Below are 20,719 nucleotides of genomic sequence, written 5' to 3'. Positions count from 1 at the left end.
CCGGGAGATCACAAGTGGGTAAGGGGGTCCGCCGCGGCGGCGGTCATCCGCGCGCCGAGCGCCGCGATCTCGGCCCGCAGCTCCTCCCCGCCCTCGACCCGGAACGCGAACGGCACCCGGGCCAGCCACTCCTGCGCGTACATCGCCGGGTTGCGCGTACTGCCGGTCAGGACGCACCCCACGCGTCCCTCGCCCAGGGGTTCCAGCCGCCCCATCGGCGGGTGCACGAACCGCGCCACCTCGGCGAGGGGAGCGTCGAACACCACCCGGGTGGGGAACGCCCAGCCCTGGCCGAGGTTCTGCTCCAGCACCGCCACCGGGTCGAGGTCCTTGGGCGGCGTGAAGGCGTGCCGGGTCTGCCGGACCGCGCGGACCCGGTCGACCCGGTAGGTGCGGACGGCGTCCGCGCGATGGGAGTGGCACAGCAGGTACCAGCGCCCGTGGCGGACGACGAGGGCCCAGGGATCCACCTCCGCCTCCCACCCGCGCCCCGACTCCCCGCGGTAGGTGAGCGACACCCGGCGCCGGGACACGACGGCGTCCACCAGCTCGCCCGAGACGGCCGGGTCGGGGCGGGCGGAGTACGGGTCCGGGGCGGCCGCGGCGTACTCCCGCAGCTGCGCCGCCTGCCTGCCGACACCGTCCGGCAGCGCCTTGACGACCTTGCCCAGGGCGACGCCCACCAGGTCGTCGACGTCGGCCGCGGCGGGCTGGGAGCCGAGCACCGCCATCACCAGGCCGAGGGCCTCGGCCTGCGTGAAGTGCACGGGAGGCAGCCGGGTGCCGCGGCCCAGGCGGTACCCGCCGCCCGGTCCGCGGGCGGACTCCACGGGGACGCCGGCCTCGCGGAGGATCTCCACGTACCGGCGCGCGGCGCGTTCCGTGACGTGCAGCCGGGCCGCGAGTTCGGCGGCCGTCGTGCCGGGGCGGGCCCGGAGCATCTCCAGGGCGCGCAGCGCCCGCGCGGTGGGGCTCATTTCGTTCGCCACGGCAGCAGGCTAGTCCGGGCCCACGCCCTCGCCGCGCCGGTCCGTCCGGCATACCGGCAGGGGAACGTCCGGATCTGCTCCTACGGTGGCGGGGACGGCCTCGGGGACGACTCCCGCGCGGGCCTGTACGACCACCTCAGGGAAGGCACCCACCATGGACATCCTGCTCATCGGCGGACTGTGGCTCGACGGCACCGTCTGGGACCGCGTCGCGGCCGAGCTGGAAGGGCTCGGCCATCGCGCCGTGCCGATCGCCCTCCCCGGCCAGGGGGACGGCGCCGTCTCCGCCACGCTGGACGACCAGGTGGAGACGGTGCTCGCCGCGGTGGACGCGGCGTCCGGCCGGCCGATGGTGGTGGGGCACTCGGCCGCCTGCACCCTGGCCTGGCTGGCCGCCGACCGGCGGCCGGAGCGGGTGGCCGAGGTCGCCCTGATCGGCGGCGCGCCGACCGGTGACGGGCAGCCCTACGCCGACTTCTTCGAGGTGCGCGACGGCGTGATGCCCTTCCCCGGCTGGGACCCGTTCGACGGCCCGGACGCCGCCGACCTCGACGAGGAGGCCCGCAAGGAGTTCGAGGCGGCCGCGGTGCCGGTGCCCGAGGGCGTGGCCAGGGGGGTGGTGCGGCTGACGGACGAGCGGCGGTTCGCCGTGCCGGTGGTGCTGGTCTGCCCGGAGTTCACCCCCGCGCAGGCGCGGGAATGGATCGACGGCGGCGAGGTCTCCGAACTGACCCGGGCCGAGCGGGTCGGCTTCGTCGACATCGACTCGGGTCACTGGCCCATGCTCACCAGGCCGGCCGAGCTCGCCCGGCTCCTCGCCGCGGAGGCCACGGAGCTCGAGAAGGCCGCGGAACGTGAGGAGGCCGTGGAGGCCGGCTGACGCACGGGGCGGCCCGGGCCGGGCCGGCGGGGTCGTCGCCGCCGCTCAGACCGCTTCCGGGTGGGGGGCCGAGGCCTGCCGGGGCCGGGGGACGGACGGCGGCCCGCCCGCCGTGGGGGCGGCGGGCGCGGTCCACCGGCCGACGGTCCTGACGTAGCCGACGACCACCGAGGCCGTGACCAGCAGCAGGAGCGGCCCGGCGATCCACGGGTACGCGGCCATCTCCTCCGGCAGCCACCGGTAGGACACCAGCAGCGCGACGAAGACCCCGGCGCCGTACGCGGTCAGCCGGACGCCCGGCCGGCACCAGCCACGGTCGTGGGTCCGCAGCGCCGCCTCGATGGTGAGCGTGAACACCACGCCCGCGAGGAGGTCCACGCCGTAGTGGTAGCCGAACCCGAGCGTGGCGCAGAGCGTGGCGACCAGCCAGAAGGTCCCGGCGTACCGCAGGACGCGCGGGCCCCGGCGGGAGTGGACGAAGATCGCGGTGGCCCAGGCGGTGTGCAGGCTGGGCATGCAGTTGCGCGGCGTGATGCCGTCGAACGGCATGGGCAGCGGGGAGTCGGCCGCCGGGAGCGTGCGCGGCCAGAGGTCGGCGACGGCCCAGGGCTCGCTGGGCGGCAGGTGCGGCGCCCACAGGCTGACCGACTCCCAGTGCGCGGCGCCGGTGCCGTAGGCGAAGACCGGGCCGACCACCGGGAAGATCATGTAGCAGGCCGGGCCGAGCAGTCCTATCACCGTGAACGTGCGCACCAGGTGGTGGCGCGGGAAGCGGCGTTCCACCGCGACCCGGCGCAGCTGGTACAGCGCGACGACGACCGCGGCCAGCGCCAGGTTGCCGTACACGAGCTCCAGGACGTTGAAGCCGACCGGGCCGGTGGCGGTCACCAGCCGTCCGGCCAGCCAGGACGGGTCGCCCAGCGCGTGGTCGGCGGCCGCCAGGTACTGGTCGAGGACCAGGGGGCGGGTCTCGGAGGTGATGAGCAGCCAGGTGTCCCCGGTCTTGCGGCCGGCCAGCAGCAGCAGTCCCAGGCCGACGCCCTTGAGCAGCAGGAGCCGCTCCCGTCCGGTGCGGCGGGTGACGGCCAGGACCGCGAGGCCGAGGATCACCCACAGGGCGCCGTTGCCGAAGGGGTGACCGCCGCTCGAGCCCGTGCCGGTCGCCCAGCGCAGGACCAGCAGCACGACGTCGACGCCGACGGCGGCGCCGATCGCGACGAAACGTTCCCGCCAGGTCAGGACCACCAGCGTCAGCGCCAGGGCGGAGTACAGCAGCCCGCCCGAGTCCGGCGGGAACACCAGCTCCCGTGCCCAGGTGGCGAGCGGCCCGGGGATGCCGAGATGGCGGGCGGTGGCCTCCAGCGCGGCGAGGAACCCGAGGGTGACGGCCGCGGCCACGCCCCACAGCCACGCCGGCAGTCGGCGCCGCCCGTCGACCTCGCCGCCGCCGGCTCCGCTGCCCAAGCCCCGAGACACCCTCACGCCCCTCGCTCCGTCCCCCCGTTACGTATCGCGCGAGCGAAGCACGGGCCATCCGCGCAGGTCAAGAGCGCCACCGGTCGTTCCGGCCGGGCCGGGCCCCGCGGCACTGCCGGCCTAGCCGTTCTCCACCGGCACCGCGTCGCGCCAGACGGTGACGTCCAGGGTGACGTAGTGGCTGGAGCTGCTGCTGGGCGAGTTGCCCACGAAGGTCACGAGGGCGATCAGGCCGCTCCGCGTGGTCGCGCACAGCTGCCTGCCGCGGGAGAGCCGGTCGACGGAGATCGTCTGCGGGAGGAAACGGGTGTCCGCCTTGCAGGCCTCCAGGGAACCCTCCGTCTCCTTGTCCAGCAGGACGAGTTCGGTGGTGTAGTGGCCCAGGTGGCAGTCGGTGAACGAGCAGCCGAAGTACAGGTCGTCCTTGTTGTTGTCCCGCGGGGCGAGGGGTTCGTCGCTGAACACGAGGTGGTAGCCCTCGGGCAGGTTCACCCCCTTGTGGACCTCCGGGTCCGGGGCGGTGGCCCCGCGCGGCGTCGCGTCCTGCGGGTCGGCCGGCGCGGTCGCCCCGCGGGTCGCGTCGGCGGCGTTGCCGGTGCGCTCCTTGCCGGCGCCGGCGGCGGGCGTGTCACCGCGCCCGAGGTAGCCGGCGAGGGCGGCGACGGTCAGGGCGAGGGCCCCGCCGAGGACGCCGAGGACGACGCCGGTCCTGCGCCGCCGGGGCGGCGGGCCGGTCACCCCGGGCGCGGAGGGCCCGGCCGGCCAGGCGGACCCGTACCCGGGCGGCGGCGTGGGCCCGGCGCCGTACCCGGATGGCGGCGTGGGCCCGGCGCCGTACGCGGGTGCCGTCAGGGTGGGGCCGTACGCCGGGGCCGCGGGTGCGGCCGGCGTCTGTCCGTGGGCGCCGGCGGTGGCGGGGGCCGTCTCGGTCGGCGCGTAGGCGGAGCCGCCGGGCGGCGTGGCCGTCGGATGGTGTCCGGCCACCGCGGTCGGCGGATGCCGGGGCACCTCGGGCGCCGTCACCGGCTGCTGCGGCACGGCGGGGCGCCCGGGCTCCCCGGACGGACCCGTCCCCGTCGGCGGAGCCGAGGCGGGGGCGGGGGCGGCGTACCGCTGGTTGATCGCGGTGGTCAGGGGGTCCGGAAGCCAGCCCTCGGGGCGGCGGAGCTGGGTGAGGTCGGAGGCGGCGCTGCACAGGGCCAGGACCTCGGCGAGCGAGGGGCGCGCGCTCTCGTCCTTGGCGAGACAGCGGCGCACGAGGTCGTCCAGTTCCGCGGGGAGCCCGGTGAGGTCGGCCTCCTCGTGCACGATCCGGTACAGCACCGCGTGCGACGGCCCCTCCCCGTGCGCGGCCCGGCCCAGCGCCGCGAAGGCCGCGACCTGGCCGAGGGCGAACACGTCGGACCCCGGCCCCACGGTGCGGCCCGCCGCCTGCTCCGGCGACATGAAGGCGGGCGTGCCCACGGTGACGCCGCTGCCGGTCAGCGCGGTGCTGTCGGCGGCGCGGGCGATGCCGAAGTCGATGACGCGGGGGCCGTCCCCGGCGAGCAGCACGTTGGAGGGCTTGAGGTCCCGGTGCACGATGCCGGCTCCGTGCACCACCTGGAGCGCCTCGGCGACCCCGGCGGTGAGCAGCAGCACGGTCGCGACCGGCAGCGGCCCGTGCTCGGCGACGGCGGCGGCCAGGGTCGGTCCGGGCACGTAGGCGGTCGCCAGCCAGGGCCGCGGGCCCTGGGTGTCGCTGTCGATCACCGGGGCGGTGTACAGGCCCTGCACCCGTTCGGCGGCGCGCACCTCCTGGGCGAACCTCCGCCGGAACTCGGGGTCCTCGGCGAACTCGGGCCGGATCACCTTGAGTGCCACGGGCCGGCCGCCCGGGGTGTGGGAGAGGTACACCTTGCCCATGCCGCCCGCGCCGAGGCGCGCGGTCAGCCGGTAGCCGCCGACCGCTGTCGGGTCGTCCGCCTCCAGCGCCTTGAACATGCCGTCGGCGGATATGCCCGCACCGTTCATCGATCCCCCCGGAACGCCTGTCGCTCAGCAGCGGGGGCAGCCTAACGCGCGGCGGAACCCCGGTCACGGCATCGGCGGAACGGACGGGGCACTTCCGGCGGGTGAGGACCCCGTGGACGGGCGGGGCCCCGTCAGGCGGGCGGCGGGACGGCCGGGTCGGCGGGCGCGGCCCCGAGGTCCGCGGGCGCGGCGGCCGGGTCCGCGGGTGCGGCGGCGGGGTCGGCGGGCGACGGGAGGTGACACAGCAGCAGGCAGACGTCGTCGTCGCGCTCGGAGTCGTGCAGGAGCGGCTTGAGCAGGGCGTCGGCCGAGGCCTCCAGGTCGTGTTCCAGCTCGGGCGTGGTGAGCGTGCCCAGGGTGCTGCCGAGCCGGGCGATGCCCGGGTCGATGCCCTGCGAGCGGCGTTCGACCAGGCCGTCGGTGTACAGCGCCAGGGTGGAGCCGGCGGGCAGCTCGGCCTGGTGATCCGCGTAGACGTAGGGCACCGGGATGCCCAGCATCACGCCCGGCTTGGCGTGCAGGACCCGCACGCTGCCGTCGGGGTCGCGCACCACGGCGGGCGGGTGGCCCGCCGAGGCCCAGGTGACCTCCCGTTCCCCGGGCCGGAAGCGGGCGATCATCGCGGTCGCGTACAGGTCCGGCTGCAGGTGGCGGAGCATGCCGTGCAGGCGCGTGAGGATCCCGGCGGGGCTCTCGTTCTCCACGGCGTAGGCGCGCAGGGCGGTGCGCAGCTGGCCCATGACGACGGCGGCGTGCAGTCCGTGCCCGGTGACGTCGCCTATGACGGTCAGCAGGCTGCCGTCGGGCTGGATGAAGGCGTCGTACCAGTCGCCGCCGATGTTGAGGCCGCTGGTGGCGGGCAGGTAGCGGGCCGCGAGCAGCATCCCGGGCGGGGAGGGCAGCTCGGTCAGCTGGGCGCGCTGCAGGGTCTCGGCGGTGTCGCGGTACTGCTCGTGACGGCCGGCGTTGTCCAGGGCGATGCCGACGCGGCGGGCCAGCTCCACCAGCATCACCGAGGCGTCCGGGTCGAAACGCGGACCCGGGCAGGTGAGGGTGAGCACGCCCAGCGGGTGGCGTGCGCCGAGGGGTATGGCGAGCAGCGGGCGGTGCGGGAACAGGGCGGACGCGGGCAGGTCGTCCACCCCGGGGAGCCCGCCGGGGTGCCCGGCGGCGTGCTGGGGGCGGCCGGTGCGGGCGGCGGTCACCGCGGCGGCGGGGTGGTCCCGGATGCCGCGGGGGTGGTCGTCGTCGTTCTCCTCGTCGAAGAGCCAGACGTCCAGGTGCTCGGCGTGCTCGGGCACCAGCAGGTCGGACAGGCGGCGCAGGATGACGTTCCGGCTGAGCGAGGAGGTGATGGCGGCGCTCGCGTCGCCGAGGAAGGTCAGCAGGTGCCGGGCCCGCTCGGCCTCGGCCCGGGTGACCCGCTCGGCGTCCAGCAGGTCGCGTTGCGCGGTCGCGGCGGCCTCCAGGTCGGAGTGCAGCGCCACGACGCCGAGGTTGGTCCGCTCCAGTTCCTCGCGGTGCAGGCCGACGAGGTGTTCCTGCTCGTCGAGGAGGCGCAGGACGACCTCGGTGTCCTCGTCCGCGCTCAGCAGGGCCTCGGACAGCGGCAGACCGGGCTGCGGGATGCCGGCGGGGGGCGGTCCGGGCAGCGGGCAGGAGACGGTGCACCCGCCGTCGGGCACCGGCGGGCGCGGCGAGCCCGAGGCGTGCAGGAACGCCTCCAGCCGGGCGGTCCCGTCCCCCTCGGCGAGGGCGTCGACGCGGAGCAGGAGTTCCCAGCCGCTGCCCTCGTCGAGGCAGCGGCGCAGCCGGGCGGTCAGCTCGGTGACGAAACGGGCGCGGTCACGCGGCGTGGCTCCCGCGTCCAAGGCGACGCCGGCGGCCGCGGCACGGGCCAGTGCCGCCTCGGCGACGGAGGTGACCGGCCAGGTGTCGGGCCTTGCCGCGACGGACTTCGCCGCGACGGACTTCGCCGCCGCCCTCTTCCGCGGCGGATTCTTCGTCCCCGCGGCCTTGCCGGCGGACGCCTGCGCGGCCGACGCCTTCCGGGCCGGAGTCTTGGGTGTGGCGGCCTTCCGCCCCGCGGGCCGCGGAGCCGGGGACCGCGGTGTCACGGACTCGCCGGCCGCGGGTTTCCCGGCGGAGGGGGCAGGGGGCTTGCGGGCGGAGGCCGGCCGGGCCGGGGTCTGCGGAGCCAGGGGCGCCCTGGGCGAGGGCAGGGCCGGTGACCCTGCCGTCGGCGGCCCCTTCTGGGGGCGGCCGGTCGTCATGCGCGTCCCAGGGCCGGTCGGCCCGGTCGGCAGGGGATGGGCTCGCGGGCCGCTCGTGCGGGGCTGTCGTGTTCCGCCACCTGCATCGTCTCCCTGCTGCGTACGCCCTTGGCCCGACCGGATGGCACACCACCGTCAATTATTGCCACAAGACAACTATCGACGCGAGTATCCGCACCGGGGACAACACCCGATCGTGACCCCCACAGGGCCCTGCACCTCACGCGCCCTCCTGCCTCCCGTGCCAGTCAAGACACACGATCAGGGCATCGTCGTCCGGCAGCCGCTTGCCGCGGTGGCCGGTCAGCTCCCGCAGGATCGCCCGCGGCACCTCCGCGGCCGGCAGCAGCCGGCTGGAGTGGATCGCCCCGTAGAGCGCCGCTTCCCCGTACGCCTCGCCCTTCGGCGAGGCGACCGCGTGCACCCCGTCACTGACGAAGATGAGCCGGTCCCCGGGAAGCACCTGGAACTCCTGGGCGATGTAGTCCGTCTCCTCGAACATACCCAGGGGAAGCTGCGCGTCGAAGCTCATGTGCTCCACGACACCGTCCCGCAGCCGCAGCACCTGGGGCGAGCCGGCGTCCACGACCCGGGCCCGGCCGGTGGCCAGGTCGAAGTCGAGCATCAGCACGGACAGGTAGCAGCGCCCTTGGTAGTGGGCGTAGACGGCGTGGTCGGCCAGGGCGGCCTGGTCGTCGATGTCGATGCCGGCCCGCCGGGCGTTGCGCAGCGCGTTGATGGCGAGGTTGGTCAGCAGCGACGCCTCGATGCCCTCGCCCATGCCGTTGGTCACGTACAGCGTCAGACGGTCGGCGGTGGCCGACCAGTCGAAGTTGTCCCCGAAGATCGCGTAGGCCGGTTCCAGCTGCGCGCCCAGCTCGTACTCGCTGCGGGCGCAGGCCCGGCCGGGCAGCAGGTGCCACTGCATCTCGGCGGCCAGGGTCAGCCGGTCCTTGCGGCGCGCCTGCATGAACAGGTCGGTGTCGCGCTCGGCGACGACCACCTCGTGCCCCAGCACCTCGGCGATCTCGGTCATCTCCTCCTCCCAACGACGGACGGCGTCGTCGTCGGGAAGGGTCACCGTCAGCACGCCGAGGCGGTCGCCGCGCACGCTGACCGGAAGGTGCAGGCGCACGCGCCCGTCGCGGGCCGCCTCGCCGTACGGCTGCTGGGAACCGAAGGCGCGTCCGGCCGGGCTGTTGTGCACCGACACGGGTTCCAGGGTGTGCGGCAGGACCGACACCGGCTGCAGGACGCTCAGTCCGTAGTCGGCCATGAACAGCTCGACGTCCAACGCGTCGTACTGAGCCATCAGCACGCCCCGGACGGCGTCGAGCAGCGCGTGCGGCTCGGCTCTTCGAAGAGCGCGTTCAGCGGCCACGAATCTGTGCATAGGGAGATGTTCACCAATCTTTCGCCGGACGGCACATCCGCCCCGCCCAGGTGGCAGGGGTCGGTGAGCCTGAACGAGCCGTGTCGGTCACTGTGCGTCACGGGCAGGGGGTGGGCGCGCCTAGTACGCTGACAGGCACCCCAGTGCCTGCGAGAGTGTGACCGTGACTGCCTTCCGCCGCTGCCCCGAGCCCGACGAGGTCGCACGCGTGACCACGACGGCCGCCGAGCTGCTGGAGGTCGTGTGGGGCCGCGCTTCGACGGCGCCCACCTCCGCTTCCCAGCTCCGCGTGCTGCACATCCTCGAACACCACGACGGCATCAAGCTGCGCACCCTGGCCGAGTCCCTGGCGTCCACGCCGCCCTCCACCAGCCGACTGTGCGACCGGCTTCAGGCAGCCGGTTTCGTGGAGCGGAGGACGAGCCCCGAGGACCGCCGGGAGGTGCGGCTGCATCTCAGCAGCCGCGGCCGGGTCTTCCTCGCCGAGCTGCGGGCCCGGCGGGAGCGGGAGCTGCGCAAGGTGCTGGCGGACATGCCGGCCGCCAAGCGGATCGCACTGCTGGAGGGGCTGGAGGCGTTCTGCGCGACGGCGGAGACGCAGATCCTCGGCGACGAGGCTTCGGACTCGGGCTCCGGCGACAGCCGGACGGCCTGAGGCGGCGCTCCGCGCGTCGGCGCCGCGGTCGTGCTCGACCCTCGGCGATGACGCCCAGCACCCGGAGACGATCTCCGTACACCGGAGCATTCCAGGTCCTTCCCCGTGCACGTCCGACACGGTTTACTCTGTTGCCTGGCGGCTATCATTGTCAAACAGCAACAATTCGTCTGACAGCCCTTACTTGACCCCTGATACCCCCTATTGGGCCGTTATGACGGGGCCGTTCGGCCCCATCGGAAAAACCCCAGGCCAGGGGCCTGGGGTTGGGTCGCTTCCGCGCTCGGTACGGAGCCGCCTACCGGACCTCCTCCGCCGCGCCCCGCCGCCGCACGGCGGCCCGCAGGCACAGGAAGAGCATCAGCCCGAAGGGCGACAGCAGGACCGTCAGGACCGTCAGGACCAGCAACGGCCCCGTCAGCAGGGGGCGCAGGCCCAGCCGCCTGCCCTCCAGGTACATCCACTGCCCGATCAGCAGGTCCCAGGCGACAACCTGCGCCCACACCGCGCCCGCGCCGTTCGCCGACGCGGTCAGCTCGCGGAAGACGTCGAGGTCCGGGCCGCTGACCACCGTCCAGAGCTCGGGGAGGACGGGGGCCACCAGGCCCAGGTACACCAGCAGCACGGGCGCCGCCGTCCACGGCGAGCGGGCGAGGCGGGCGGTCGGCCCCCAGGCCGGGGCGAGGATCATCAGCGCCCACACGGGGGCGGCCAGCCAGAAGGACAGCTCGAAGAGGGCGCCGGTCATGACGTGAACTCCTCTCGGCCCGGGCCGTCCGCGGGTGCGGGGGCATCCGGCGGGTCCGGGCGTCCGGCGAGGTCCCGACCGTCCGTCAGGACCCCCGGCGAGGCCGGGATTCCGGACTCCGCGTCGCCCGCCGCGACCGGCGCCACCCGCAGCGCGAGCACTCCCCCGACCATCACCGCGGCCATGACCGCCACGGCCGCCGCCGTCATCACCCCGTCCGGCCGGAGCAGCGGCCGGCCGGCCAGCGCCTGCCACAGCACCAGCAGCACGACCGCCGCGTACGCACCGGAGGCGAGCCGCACCAGACGCGCGCGGACCCGGTCGTCGGCCAGCCGGGCGAACCGCGGGGCGAGCGCGGCGAGCACCATGACCAGCAGCGGCAGGACCTGCAGGGCGTGCATGCCCACGAAGTGGGGGATCCGCAGGTCGCCGCCGGTGGTGGACCAGCCCGTCAGCGGCATCGCCGGACCGCCGTCCGGCACCCCGACACCGTGGGCGCCGACCACCCCGGTGACGTCGGGCCGCTGCCCCGGCCGGGGCGTGGTCATCAGGAAGCCCACGGCCGCCCCGGCCAGCGCGAGGAAGACCCCCGCCCGCATCGCCCACGCGGACGCGCGGTCGGCGACCTCGGCCCGCAGCAGCAGGACGGCCAGGACGAGGGTGGCCGCCCACAGGACCATGATGGTGACCCCCATGACGCCGAACAGGGCCGCGTCGAGGGGAGTTTCGACGTTGAAGTGACTGCGCCTGCCGCGGACGGCCTGCCCGACGATGATCACCATCTCGACGAGGCTCGCCAGGGCGATCACGGTCCCCGCCCACCACCCCACGCGGCGGCCCCGCGGCAGCTGCGCCAGCATCCAGGCCAGGGACAGGCAGTACGCCGTCAGCGACAGCGAGAACTTGAGCGGCTTGGCCCAGATCGGCGCGCCCACCAGCACGCGGTCGTCGACCGCCAGCCCCACGGCGGAGACGGCCGCGGTCACCACCATCACCGCGGAGAAGACCATCAGCGGGCGGTGCCAGGACCGCCAGGACGCCGGAGCCGGACCCGGCGGACGTAAGGACGTCATCACTACCTCCCGTTACGGATAGCGGCACTATCCACTATCCGATGTCTTCACTATCTATGCTGAGCACCGCACCGGCAAGACCTCCCGCCTGCCGGGCGGAAGGTGGCCGAAAGACACGGGCGGGACGAGCGACGAGGAGTGAACCGGGCGTGCGCATCGGCGAGTTGAGCCGGAAGACCGGAGTGCCGGTGCCGACGATCAAGTACTACGTCCGCGAAGGCCTGCTCCCGTCGGGCGAGTTGACCAGCCGTAACCAGGCGGTCTACGGCGAGACGCACGAGCGCCGCCTGCGGCTGATCCGCGCGCTGCTCGACGTGGGCGGGATGAGGGTGGCCGAGATCGCGGAGGTGCTGGCGGCCGTCGACGACCCGGAGCGGCCGTTGCACGACGTGCTCGGGACCGTGTCCGGCCACGCCGCCGGCCCGGGCCCCCGGCCGGAGGACGCCGGTGAGGTGTCGGAGGTGCCGGAGGACCCCGAGGCCGCGGCCGCGCGCGAGGTGGTGGCGGCGCTCGTCGCCCGGCGCGGCTGGGGGTCCCTGGAGTCGAGGCCGGCCGCCGATCTGGTCCGGGCCCTGGCCGCCATGGCCCGGCTGGGCCACGCGTCGTTCACCGAGGTGCTGGACGACTACGCCGACGCCGCCGAGCGGGTCGCGCGCGCCGACCTCGGTTACCTGGACCGGCAGCCGGGTGTCGAGAAGCGGGTGGAGACGGCGGTGGTCGGGACGGTCCTCGGCGAGGCGGTCCTCGGGGCGCTGCGGCGCATGGCGCACGCGGACGCCTCGGAGCGGCTGTACGGCGAGGCGGCGGTCCGGGGGCGCCGCCCGTGAGGTCGCGGCCGCGCCCCGGCCGTGGGGGACACTCGCCGTCATGGCCCTGACCCAGCAGTTGGCGCGCGTGTCCCCGCAGTACCTCGACCGGTGCCGCGAGGCGGCCGCCCGGTCACCGGACGGGGACCCCCGGTGGGACCCGCCGACGGCGGACACCCTCGACCTGGACTGGGCCATCTGGGAACTGTGCGGCCTCTACCGGCACATGCGGCCCGGCGCACCCCAGTTGCCCGTCCTGTTGCGCGCCGTGCAGGGGGACGACGACGGGGCCCTCCCCTTCCTCGACCACGACACGGTGTACGACGGCTTCGACGGCCCTCCCGCCCTCCTGCCGCCCGAGGCAGTGGGAGAGGTGGCGCGTGCCCTGGCCGCGATGGACATAGGAGCGGTCCTGGAGACGCTCCCCGCCTACCGCGAGGCCGGCGGGTTCGCCAGGTTCACCGGGGACGTCCGCACCTACCTGGTCCGCCACTTCACGCTGCTCAGGGACTTCTACCGGGTCGCCCACGAACGCGGCTGGTCCGTCGTGGTGTGGGTCGACTGAACTCCCCCGGAGGCCGCAGGGGTTCACGCGGGGGTCCACGGGGGGCGCGCTCGTGCGACCGGTGCGCGGGACCGCACAACCCTTTGCGCCCCGGGCACGTCGTACGTCACCGAGACACTCGGTACGCCCGACGGGAGCATGACCTTGCGTAGACGCACTTTCGCCGTTGCGGCGGTGGCCGCCCTGGCCGTCGCCGGACTGGCCGCACCGTCCGCCGGCGCCGCGCCCTCCGGGCTGCGGGACGACTTCAACGGCGACGGGTACCGCGACCTGGCCATCGGCACGCCGAAGGCGGACGGCGGCACGGTCACCGTCGTGTTCGGCTCCTCCTCCGGCGTCGACCCGGCCCGGTCGGTGAACGTCACCCAGGACACCCCCGGCGTGCCCGGGGCCTCGGAGTCGGTGGACCAGTTCGGTGAGAACGTCACCAGCGGCGACGTCAACCACGACGGCTACGCCGACCTGATCGTCGGCTCGCCCTGGGAGCAGGTCACCGGCAAGCCGCGGGGCGCGGTGCACGTCGTCTGGGGCGGCGCGAAGCCGTTCACCTCCGGCGGCGTGATGCTCACCGCGCCGAACGACACGGCCGACTTCTTCGGCACCGGCGCCGCCTTCGCCGACCTCGACGGGGACGGCACCGACCAGCTCGCCGTCATCGGCGGCAACACCTTCTTCTACTACGCCGACTCCGGCCCCACCCAGGACGGCGCGATCGGCCCGGAGTTCGACTTCCTGCCCGACGGCGTCGTCCTGGACGGCATCACCGCCGGGCACTTCTCCGCCAAGGGCGTCAGCGACTTCGTCCTGAACGGCCGGCTCCAGGAGGACGGCGTGGGCACCGGCTCCTACGTGGGTCTGCTGCACGGCGGTCCCGGCGACATCGGCTACCACTCCGCCGTGCTGGCGAGCGGCTACGGCCCCGGCGGCGCCTCCTGGGACCGGGCCGTCGCGGCGGGCGACATCAACGGCGACGGGTACGACGACCTGGTCACCGGCTGGACGGACACGCCGGAGGGCGGCTCCTTCACCGTGCGGTACGGCGGGTCGGCCGGTCTGTCCGCCAAGGGCACGACGTACACCCAGGCCAGCGCGGGCGTGCCGGGGACGGCGGAGGCCTTCGACTACTTCGGCGAGGCCGTCACGGTGGGCGACGCGACCGGCGACGGCTACGCGGACGTCGCGATCGGCGCCTCGATGGAGACCGTGGGCACCCACCGCAACGTCGGCAACATCGTGTTCCTCAAGGGCGGCCGGTCCGGCCTCACCACCAGCGGCGCCCAGTCCTTCCACCAGGCCACCTCGGGCGTCCCGGGCGCCGCGGAGGCCGGCGACCACTTCGGTTCCTCCGTGCGGCTGCGCGACATCAACGGCAACGGCCGGGCCGACCTGGCGGTGGGCGCGTACGGCGAGGACGTGGTGCCCGGCGGTTACGACGACGGGGCCGCGTGGGTCCTGCGCGGCACGACCACCGGCCTGACGGCCTCGTACGCGACGTCCTTCAGCGCCCCGGACTTCGACTACGGGACGGTGATCGGCCGCAAGTTCGCCGACGCCTTCGCCCGCTGACCCGCGGCGACCACCCATCCGCTACGACCTGCAGGAGGCGCGAGGCATGCGCGACAGGATCCTCACCACGGCGGTGATCTGCGCGACGGCCCTGCTGGGCCTGGCCGCGCCCACCGCCGCACAGGCCGCCAAGGCCGCCGCCCCGCGGGGCGACCTCAACGGCGACGGCTATCCGGACCTGGCGGTGGGCGTGCCCTCCGCCCAGGTCGACGGCAAGGCCTCGGCGGGCTACGTGCACGTGCTGTGGGGCGGACCGGACGGCCCCGGGCGGCACGGGTCCGTCCGCATCAGCCAGGCCTCCCCCGGCGTGCCCGGCACGCCCGAGGCGGGCGACCTGTTCGGCTCCGCGGTGGCCGTCGAGGACGTCGACGGGGACGGGACCGCCGACCTGGTGGTGGGCGCCTCCAGCGAGTCGCTGACCGGCGACACGTACGCCGAGCACGGCACCGTCACGGTGCTGCCCGGCGGCGCGGCCGGCTTCTCCGCCGGCTGGACGGTCGCCCGGGGCCCCGACGAGTACGCCCGGATCGGCTCGGTGCTCGCCGTCGGCGACGTGGACGGCGACGGGGCCGTGGACCTGGCCCTCGGCCGCAGGCTCGAGGAGAGCGGCACCGCGGTCCTGCGCCGGGGCCCGCTCACCGCCGACTCCCCGGACACCCTGAGCGGCCCGATCGCCCAGGCGATGTTCGGCAACGTGACCGCCCTCGCCGTCGGCGACTTCGACGCGGACGGCGACGACGACCTCGCAATGTCGGTCAAGGCGCTGGAGAGCAGGTCCGTCCAGGTACTCCGCTGGCAGGGCGGCGTTCCGGAAAGCGTGTGGAGCACCCCGGCCTCCGCCGCCGCGCTCGCCGTCGGCGACTTCGACGCGGACGGCGCGGACGACCTGGCGCTCGGCTACTGCTACCCCAACTACGAGGCGGACGTGCCGGACTGCGCGGACACCTCCACGGGCCGCGCCGAGGTGTTCACCGGTGGACTGGTGAAGGTCGCCTACGGCTCGGCCGCGGGCGGCTTCGGCGCCCGCACGCAGGAGATCCAGCAGGACACACCGGGCGTCCCCGGCACCGCCGAGGCCGACGACCGTCTCGGCACCGCGCTCGCCGTGGGCGACGCCGACGGCGACGGTCACGCCGACCTCGCGATCGGCGACGCGAACGAGGCGGTCGGCACGGGCAAGGACGCGGGCATGGTCACCGTCGTGCACGGCGGCCCCACCGGGCTGCTCGCCGCCGACGGCACGGCCCGCGCGGTCGGCTTCACCCAGAACGGCGCCGGCGTCCCCGGCACCGCGGAGGCGGGCGACCTGTTCGGCTCCTCGGTCCACCTCCAGGACCACGACGGCGACGGCCGGGCGGACCTCACGACCGGCGCGCCGGGGGAGAACTCCGCCACCGGCGGCGTCTGGCTCCTCCCGGGCTCGGCCCAGGGCCCCACGGCGACGGGCTCCCGGGCGATGAGCCCCGGCGGCCTCGGCCTGCCGGCCTCCCCCACCCCGCGCTACGGGCAGATCCTCGGCCGGAGCTGACCCACGTCGGGGCAGGTCCGCGACCGGGGGAGGCCCGCGTCGGGACAGGTCCGCGGCCAGGAGTGACCCGCACCGCCGGAGAGGTCACTCCTCCGGCGGTGCCGCAGCCACAGCCCCACCCCAACCGCAGCCGCACTGAACGAAGGCCCAGGTCGCCGACCTGGGCCTTCGCCGTCGTCCGCGGTCCCGCCGCGCCGCCCGCCCCCACCGCGGGTCCGCCCCGGTCGCCGGCCGCGAACCTGGCCGACTCACCCGTTCCGCCCGGGCGTCGCGGGCCCTAACGTGCTGCCGCCGTCCGGCCGTCCCGGCGGACCGACCGAAATGGGGTACGCGCAGTGAACCGTCCGATCCTCCGCCACGGCCCGGCCGCAGCCGCCGGCCGGCCGACGGCCCCACGCCCGCACCGCGCGCGGCGGGCCCGCGCCCTGCTCGCCGTCCTCGCCCTGGCGGCGACCGCCCTGGGCCTGACCGGGGCCCCGCCGGCCACCGCCGTGCCGGGCCGTGCCGCGCAGGTCGTCGTCCCGGCGGGAGTGACCGCCGGCGTGGCCGTCTTCGACCGCACGACCGGAACCTTCACCGAGCGGCTCAACGAGAACGCCCGGTTCCGCTCGGCCTCGGTGGTCAAGCTGCTGCTCGCCCTCGACCACCTGCGCACCCACGACCCGCGCACCCTGACCACGGCCGACCGCACCCGGCTCGACTCCATGCTCCGCAGCAGCGACGACTCGGCGGCCGGCTACTACTGGGACCTGGGCGGCCGGACCGCGATCGTCGACCGGACCGCCGCGCAGCTCGGCCTGACCGACACCGTGGGCCCGCCCGCCGGGTACGAGAGCTACTGGGGATACGTGTCCCTGTCGGCCGCCGACACGGTGCGGATCTACCGGTACCTGCTGGACACCGCGCCCGCGCCGGTGCGGGACTACGTGATGGGCAACCTGCGGCAGTCGACGCGCTGCGGCACCGACGGCTTCGACCAGCACTTCGGCATCGCCGGGTCCTTCTCGCAGCCCTGGGCCGTCAAGCAGGGATGGTCCGGCTTCGGCGGCTCCGGCAGCTGCTCGCCCAGGCCGTCGACGACCGTCCCCCTCACCGCCGGCGAGGGCCCCGCCACGACGTCCGCGCCCGGGACGGTCTCCGGGGCGGCGGCGTGGACGGCCTCCGGAGCGGCCCCCGGTGCGGCGCCCGCCGCGGCCGGCGTGGACCTGACGCGGGAGGCCCTGCACACCACCGGCACCGTCGGAACCGGCGACCGCGCCATCGTGGCCGTCCTCACCCTGCACACCGACGGCACCCCGTACGGGACCGCCTACTCGGCGGTGAACCGGCTCACCCGTTCCCTGAACGTGCCCGGCGCGGTCCGCCCGGCGGGGACCTGGTTCGGCACCTGGGGCTCCGGGGTGAACGTGCGCCTTCAGCCCTCGGCCACCGCCGCCCGGCTGACGACTCTGCCGGCCGGAGTGGAGGTGCTGGTGAGCTGCCAGAAGCTCGGCCAGGAGGTCAGCGTCCCGCCGTACGTGAACGCGTGGTGGGCCTACCTCCCGCAGTACGGCGGCTGGATGACCAACATCTACGTCAGCTCCCCGGACAACCAGCTCCCGGGCGTGCCCGTCTGCGCCTCCTGAACCCGCCGGGGCAACCCCCGCCGTCGGTGGACGGTCCCACAACGGCGCCTCCACCGCAGGTAGCGCCGTCGGCCGAGCCGGCCGGCGGCGAGCGGGGCCGCGCTCCGGGGTCCCGGACCGGAGAGATACCGCGCGGCCCGTGAATCGACCACCGTCTCCCGTACAACCTTTGCCACGCCTGCGCAGTCATGTACATGAGGCCAGGGGACATGCCGTGGGCGCGCGCGTCGTGACCCGTCGAGGCGCCGGGCCGGCCGCACCGTCCGTGCGGGGCCCAGGCCGCCTCCGTCCCCTGCCTCCTGTCGACGCACCGAGGCGTCGACATACGTGAGGTAGGAGCTTTGACACGTCGTACGACACATGCCTACCGCCCGCTGAGCATGAAGCGCAGAGCCTGGATCACCCTGGGCGCCGTGCTCCTCGGCGGCGGTGGCGTGGCCACTTACGCGATGGCCGACCCGCCGGCCGGCACACCGGCAGACGAGGCCCGTTCCAAACGCCCGGTACGGGTCTACGACCTCTCGCTGCCGGGCAGCGGCTCCAAGAAGGAGCTGCCGCGCACCACGACCAAGCTCTTCTCGCTGCTGGGCGTCTCCTGGGACGCCGCCGAGAAGCCGCTCGAGGGCACCGCGCAGGTGCGCACCCGTAGCGCGGAGACCGGCAAGTGGACCGGCTGGAAGGACCTGGAGTTCCACGCGTCCCCGCCGGAGAAGCCCACCGCCGAGATGCGCGGCGCCTCCGAGCCGCTCTGGGTCGGTCCGTCCGACGGCGTCGAGGTGCAGGTGGTCCGCGAGGACGGCAGCACCACGGCGATGCCCAAGGGCATGCAGGTCAACATGGTCGACCCGGGCGTCGTCACCACCGCGGAGACGAAGTCCACGGACGTCCAGGTCGAGCCGGCCGCCTTCGCCGCGGCGAGCGACGAGAGCGAGTCGCCCACCCCGGCGGCCACCGAGCCCGTTTCCGAGGCCACCGAGCCGGCCCCGGAGAACACCGAGCCCGCCCCCGAGGCCACGGAGCCCGTCGGGGAGACCACCTCGCCGGCCGCCGAGCCGACCGGCTCGCCCTCGGTGACGCCGTCCGAGACGGCCCCGACGAAGCCGGCCGCGCTCCCGTCCACCGTCACGCAGCCCCCGATCATCAGCCGGGCGCAGTGGGGCGCGGACGAGTCGAAGGTCGAGGACCCGGCCGAGTACATCGAGAAGGTCCAGGCGGTCTTCATCCACCACACGGTGGGCTCCAACAGCTACAGCTGCGCGCAGTCCGCGTCGCTGGTGCGCGGCGTGATGGAGTACCACATCAACGTCGAGGAGTTTAACGACCTCGGCTACAACTTCCTGGTCGACAAGTGCGGCCAGGTCTTTGAGGGCCGCGCCGGCGGCGTCGACCTCCCGGTCAAGGGCGCCCACACGAAGGGCTTCAACAGCTACTCCACCGGCATCGCGTTCCTCGGCGACTTCGAGGGCGTCGACGGCCACACGGTCGGGAAGCCGACCCGTGCCGCGCTGGAGTCGGCGGCCCGCATCGCCGCCTGGAAGCTCGGCCAGTACGGCGGCAACCCCACGGGCAAGGTCACACTGACCGCCCAGGAGAACACCGGCGTCTGGAACAAGGGCGACCAGGCCACCCTCAACGTGATCTCCGGTCACCGCGACGCCTTCCTCACCGCCTGCCCCGGCGCCACCCTGTACTCCAAGCTCGGCGAGATCCGCCGGATCGCGGCGAGCCCGCTGCGCAACGCGGCCGTCCCGACCGCCGACTTCAACCGTGACGGCATCACCGACCTGGTGGCCGGCGTCCCGCGTTCCTCGAGCAGCGCGGGCAGCGTCGTGGTCGTCCCCGGTTCCACGGACGGTCCCGACGGGCCGCTGCGCAAGGTGATCTCGCAAAGCACCGGGAGTGTCACCGGGGCCTCCGAGGCCGGCGACAACTGGGGCGCGTCGAGCGCCTGGGGCGACGTCGACGGGGACGGCTACGCCGACCTCGTGGTCGGCGCGCCGGGCGAGGACACCGGCGCCGGCGTCGACGCCGGAGGCGTGGTCGTGCTGCACGGTCCCGCTCTGACCACCCGCACCGCGGTCGTCACCGACCCCGTCGCCAAGGCCGGCGCCAAGCTGGGCGGCACCGTCGCGGTCGGCGACTTCGACGCCGACGGCAAGGCGGACGTGTTCGCGGCCGGCACCGGCAACGGGGGCGTCTGGAGCACCAGCCTCAGCGGCAAGGGCACCCAGAAGGGCACGCTCACCAGCGCCACCGGGGCAGTGGCCTACCTGGACTCGGCGACCGGCGACTTCAACCGCGACGGCTACGCCGACGTGGCGCTGAACTACCGCGACCAGTCCTCCGTCGGGCGGGTCACCTGGTTCAAGGGCTCCGCGGCCGGCCTGGTGAAGGTCAGCGTCCTGTCGGTCAAGGGCGGCCGCTCCATCGCGGCGGGCGACGTCAACGGCAACGGCTACGACGACATCGTCATCGGCCAGCCGTACACGGCGGAGTCCGGCGCCAAGGCCGGCGGTCAGGTCACCGTCGTCCCGGGCACGTCCACCGGCTTCACCACCACCGGGATGAAGACCGTCCACCAGGACACCTCCGGCGTCCCGGGCACCGCCGAGAGCGGCGACGCCATGGGCTGGTCGGTGTCGGCCGGCGACTACAACCTGGACGGCTACGCCGACGTCCTCACGGGCGCGCCCCGCGAGGACATCACCCGCAGCGGCAACCGCGCCGACGCGGGCATGGTGTTCCTGCTGAAGGGCAGCTCCTCCGGCCTCACCGGCACCGGAGCGCTCGGCTACAGCCAGGACACCGCGGGCATCAGCGGCTCGACCGAGACCAACGACCGGTTCGGCTCCTCCGTGGTGCTCCAGGACCTGTCGGGCTGGGGCCGCGCGGACCTGGCCATCGGCGCCGAGGGCGAGGACGCCTACAACGGCACCGTCTTCCAGATGGACTCCGGCGGCTCCGGCGTCTCCACCGAGGGCGGCGTCTACTACGGCCGCTCGCTCCTCGGCACTCCGGCCGCCGGCTACCTGGGCCAGACCCTGACCCCGTAGCGGTGACGGCGTCGCGGCGTGAGCCCTGACCAGCCGGGCCAGGCCGCGCCGGGCCGGGAAGCGACCTTCGGGGCGC

15 protein-coding genes are annotated in these 20,719 nt (G+C 74.8%); 8 read left to right on the top strand and 7 right to left on the bottom strand.

Annotated features, from left to right (window positions below):
• Nucleotides 1-8 precede the first annotated feature (8 nt).
• A complete protein-coding gene (locus tag ACFRAV_RS24085) occupies nt 9-977 on the bottom strand; it encodes a helix-turn-helix transcriptional regulator (RefSeq protein WP_382558368.1) in 969 nt (322 codons plus the stop codon).
• Nucleotides 978-1,143: 166 nt separating this feature from the next.
• Between ACFRAV_RS24085 and ACFRAV_RS24080 the strand changes: the two genes are divergently transcribed.
• The gene (locus ACFRAV_RS24080; protein ID WP_382558335.1) at nt 1,144-1,869 is read left to right on the top strand and encodes an alpha/beta fold hydrolase; all 726 of its coding nucleotides are present in this window, start codon (nt 1,144-1,146) and stop codon (nt 1,867-1,869) included.
• Nucleotides 1,870-1,914: 45 nt separating this feature from the next.
• Here the strand turns inward: ACFRAV_RS24080 and ACFRAV_RS24075 are convergent, their stop codons facing one another.
• The 4 genes from ACFRAV_RS24075 to ACFRAV_RS24060 all read right to left on the bottom strand — a co-directional run bounded on the left by ACFRAV_RS24075 (nt 1,915) and on the right by ACFRAV_RS24060 (nt 9,024).
• Complete coding sequence (locus tag ACFRAV_RS24075) at nt 1,915-3,267, bottom strand: DUF5933 domain-containing protein (protein WP_382558367.1); 1,353 nt, start codon at nt 3,265-3,267, stop codon at nt 1,915-1,917.
• A gap of 198 nt (nt 3,268-3,465) precedes the next feature.
• Complete coding sequence (locus ACFRAV_RS24070; protein WP_382558334.1) at nt 3,466-5,358, bottom strand: protein kinase; 1,893 nt, start codon at nt 5,356-5,358, stop codon at nt 3,466-3,468.
• 131 nt (nt 5,359-5,489) lie between these two features.
• Nucleotides 5,490-7,259, bottom strand: coding sequence for a PP2C family protein-serine/threonine phosphatase (locus tag ACFRAV_RS24065; RefSeq protein WP_382558366.1), 1,770 nt, complete (start codon nt 7,257-7,259; stop codon nt 5,490-5,492).
• 592 nt (nt 7,260-7,851) lie between these two features.
• The gene (locus tag ACFRAV_RS24060) at nt 7,852-9,024 is read right to left on the bottom strand and encodes a PP2C family protein-serine/threonine phosphatase (RefSeq protein ID WP_382558333.1); all 1,173 of its coding nucleotides are present in this window, start codon (nt 9,022-9,024) and stop codon (nt 7,852-7,854) included.
• Nucleotides 9,025-9,232: 208 nt separating this feature from the next.
• Here ACFRAV_RS24060 and ACFRAV_RS24055 point away from each other — a divergent pair, with 208 nt between their 5' ends.
• Nucleotides 9,233-9,679 (top strand): MarR family transcriptional regulator, encoded by a 447-nt coding sequence (locus tag ACFRAV_RS24055; protein WP_382558365.1) that lies wholly within the window; start codon nt 9,233-9,235, stop codon nt 9,677-9,679.
• A 298-nt stretch (nt 9,680-9,977) separates the two neighbouring features.
• On the opposite strand, the gene ACFRAV_RS24050 is transcribed toward ACFRAV_RS24055, so the two are convergent.
• Together ACFRAV_RS24050 and ACFRAV_RS24045 are read right to left on the bottom strand one after the other, a co-directional pair.
• Nucleotides 9,978-10,427, bottom strand: a complete 450-nt coding sequence (locus ACFRAV_RS24050) for an ABA4-like family protein (RefSeq protein ID WP_382558332.1) — start codon at nt 10,425-10,427, stop codon at nt 9,978-9,980.
• Nucleotides 10,424-11,419 (bottom strand): hypothetical protein, encoded by a 996-nt coding sequence (locus ACFRAV_RS24045; RefSeq protein ID WP_382558364.1) that lies wholly within the window; start codon nt 11,417-11,419, stop codon nt 10,424-10,426. Before ACFRAV_RS24045 ends, ACFRAV_RS24050 begins: the two co-directional genes overlap by 4 nt.
• 230 nt (nt 11,420-11,649) lie before the next feature.
• Here ACFRAV_RS24045 and ACFRAV_RS24040 point away from each other — a divergent pair, with 230 nt between their 5' ends.
• From ACFRAV_RS24040 to ACFRAV_RS24015, 6 genes are all read left to right on the top strand, one after another.
• Nucleotides 11,650-12,327 carry a MerR family transcriptional regulator gene (locus ACFRAV_RS24040; protein WP_382558331.1) on the top strand — a complete coding sequence of 226 codons (678 nt, stop codon included), beginning with the start codon at nt 11,650-11,652 and terminating at the stop codon, nt 12,325-12,327.
• A 40-nt stretch (nt 12,328-12,367) separates the two neighbouring features.
• Nucleotides 12,368-12,871 carry a DUF1877 domain-containing protein gene (locus ACFRAV_RS24035; RefSeq protein WP_382558330.1) on the top strand — a complete coding sequence of 168 codons (504 nt, stop codon included), beginning with the start codon at nt 12,368-12,370 and terminating at the stop codon, nt 12,869-12,871.
• Nucleotides 12,872-13,015: 144 nt separating this feature from the next.
• Nucleotides 13,016-14,437, top strand: a complete 1,422-nt coding sequence (locus tag ACFRAV_RS24030; RefSeq protein WP_382558329.1) for an FG-GAP repeat protein — start codon at nt 13,016-13,018, stop codon at nt 14,435-14,437.
• Between the two features lie 46 nt (nt 14,438-14,483).
• On the top strand, nt 14,484-15,965 hold the full coding sequence (locus tag ACFRAV_RS24025) for an FG-GAP-like repeat-containing protein (RefSeq protein ID WP_382558328.1): 1,482 nt from the start codon (nt 14,484-14,486) through the stop codon (nt 15,963-15,965).
• Nucleotides 15,966-16,390: 425 nt separating this feature from the next.
• Entirely contained in the window at nt 16,391-17,590 is a 1,200-nt protein-coding gene (locus ACFRAV_RS24020; RefSeq protein ID WP_382558363.1) for a hypothetical protein, read from the top strand.
• A gap of 380 nt (nt 17,591-17,970) precedes the next feature.
• Complete coding sequence (locus ACFRAV_RS24015; protein WP_382558327.1) at nt 17,971-20,643, top strand: FG-GAP-like repeat-containing protein; 2,673 nt, start codon at nt 17,971-17,973, stop codon at nt 20,641-20,643.
• The last annotated feature ends 76 nt before the right edge of the window (nt 20,644-20,719 follow it).

The sequence above is a fragment of the Streptomyces sp. NPDC056600 genome (genome assembly GCF_042792855.1).
Lineage (GTDB): Bacteria > Actinomycetota > Actinomycetes > Streptomycetales > Streptomycetaceae > Streptomyces.
This window is presented reverse-complemented; position numbering and strand designations above follow the sequence as displayed.